Source organism: Candidatus Phytoplasma sp. AldY-WA1 (assembly GCF_020312115.2).
Lineage (GTDB): Bacteria > Bacillota_I > Bacilli_A > Acholeplasmatales > Acholeplasmataceae > Phytoplasma > Phytoplasma vitis.
Genome location: NZ_JAHRHX020000095.1, coordinates 1 through 1,657, shown reverse-complemented (window position 1 = coordinate 1,657; position 1,657 = coordinate 1). Strand labels below are relative to the sequence as shown.

The window sequence follows — 1,657 nt, the reverse complement described above, 5'->3', positions numbered from 1 at the left end:
GGCTTTTATTGATTGTTGTAATAATATAAATGAGGATAGTATTTATGAAAAAGATAGATTATAAAACAAAATATAGAGAACAATTAAAACAAAATTTGGAAAATTTCAATATTAAAGATAAAAAAACTTTAAAAAAAATTAAAAAATTTTGTGAAAAATTTAATTTTATTCAAGAAGAAGTAGAAACATCAATTAAACATAATAATTTTTTAAAAGCTTGGTTTATTTTAGAACCTTTAAAACAAAACTTTTATGAAAAAGTATTTGGCGAATTTTTAAAAAATGATATAAATGGTATATTCGAAGTGTATAAACCTAAAAATATTTTTATAAAAAAACAAGAAATAGTTCAAAAAAAAGAAATAAATCAGTATATCTCATCAAAAGGTAAATCAATTGATTTTTCTTTTAAATATAAAGATTTAGAAATTATTTTTTATGTTTTTCACAAATATACCAAAGAATCTGGTGGATCACAAGATAATCAAAAAAATGATGTAAAAATATCTATTGAAGAATCCAAAACTGACACCCAAAAATATAATAAAAATATAATGGTTTTATTCATTTGTGATGGTGATTATTATGATAAAAATAAAATACAAGAATTAAAAAAAGTAACAACACAACAAAATCTTAAAGTTCTGAGTTCCAATGAACTACAATTTTTTTTGGATCAATTTTATTTACAAATAAAAAATAAAAACTTTTTAAATTAAAAATAAATTTTAAATAAAAAAATCAAAAATGTTAAACTAACTAACTTGAATTTGGTTTTTTATTAATATTATTTGCTAAATTTAATTTAATTGTCAAAAAAATAATTATAATAAAATTAATATAATTAATACCTTTAATTTGAAGGTTTTTTTTATATTCAAATTTTAATTAAAAAAAGAAATAACAATTTAATAAAAAAATTCTTTTAAAAATAAAAACGAATTAGAAATAAAAAATAAATACAGTTTTAAAAAAAATATTGTAGATAATTCTATAATTTTAAATTTTATTTTTATATTATAAGACCTTCAATTTTTAAGGTCTTTTTTTATATTCAAATGAACCTTTATGCTTTCATTTTTTCTTTTGTTTATAAACAATAATAATAAAATTTATTAAGGAGTAATTAACAAAAAAACAAAAAAAGAGAATAAAACAATGACAACTATAAATCAAAAACCTAAATTCATTCGTTTTTATGATGCATTAGTAAACATTTTAATTTTAACAATACTTATTTTAATAATAACGTTTTGGATTATAAAAATATTTGATATAAAACCTGAACCAACACCAACGACAACGAATACACCAATTATAATTGTAGAATTGAGAACTAACGGAATTCAATCAACTTCAATTATAGATCTAAAAATTGAATCAAAAATTGAAAGTCAAACACCAACAATTGAAAACAAAACAACAATTGAAAATCAAAAATAATCAAAATAAAAAAAACAACTTCAAATAGCTTTTTTTTCAAAAAACAGCTATTTCAATTTTCAATACAAAATAACCACACACAACAACTGGCAAGGTCATTAAACCAAAAACCAAAGGAGATAAACCAATCATGACCAAAAAACAAATACAACAAAAAATACTTTCTTTTGAAAAACAATTAAAATTATTATATAATATAATTAATATTAAAAAC

2 protein-coding genes are annotated in these 1,657 nt (G+C 18.1%); both read left to right on the top strand.

The window, feature by feature from the left end; translation table 11 throughout:
* Positions 1–44: 44 nt before the first annotated feature.
* Positions 45–719: a hypothetical protein gene (locus KTO59_RS04195; RefSeq protein ID WP_284928804.1), complete on the top strand. Its 675-nt coding sequence runs from the start codon at positions 45–47 to the stop codon at positions 717–719.
* Between the two features lie 439 nt (positions 720–1,158).
* Complete coding sequence (locus tag KTO59_RS04190) at positions 1,159–1,443, top strand: hypothetical protein (RefSeq protein WP_284928803.1); 285 nt, start codon at positions 1,159–1,161, stop codon at positions 1,441–1,443.
* Positions 1,444–1,657: the final 214 nt, after the last annotated feature.

Bases quoted from the DNA above. Each gene is read 5' to 3' on its own strand.
- KTO59_RS04195 (WP_284928804.1), top strand. From the start codon at position 45: ATGAAAAAGATAGATTATAAAACAAAATATAGAGAACAATTAAAACAA.
- KTO59_RS04190 (WP_284928803.1), top strand. From the start codon at position 1,159: ATGACAACTATAAATCAAAAACCTAAATTCATTCGTTTTTATGATGCA.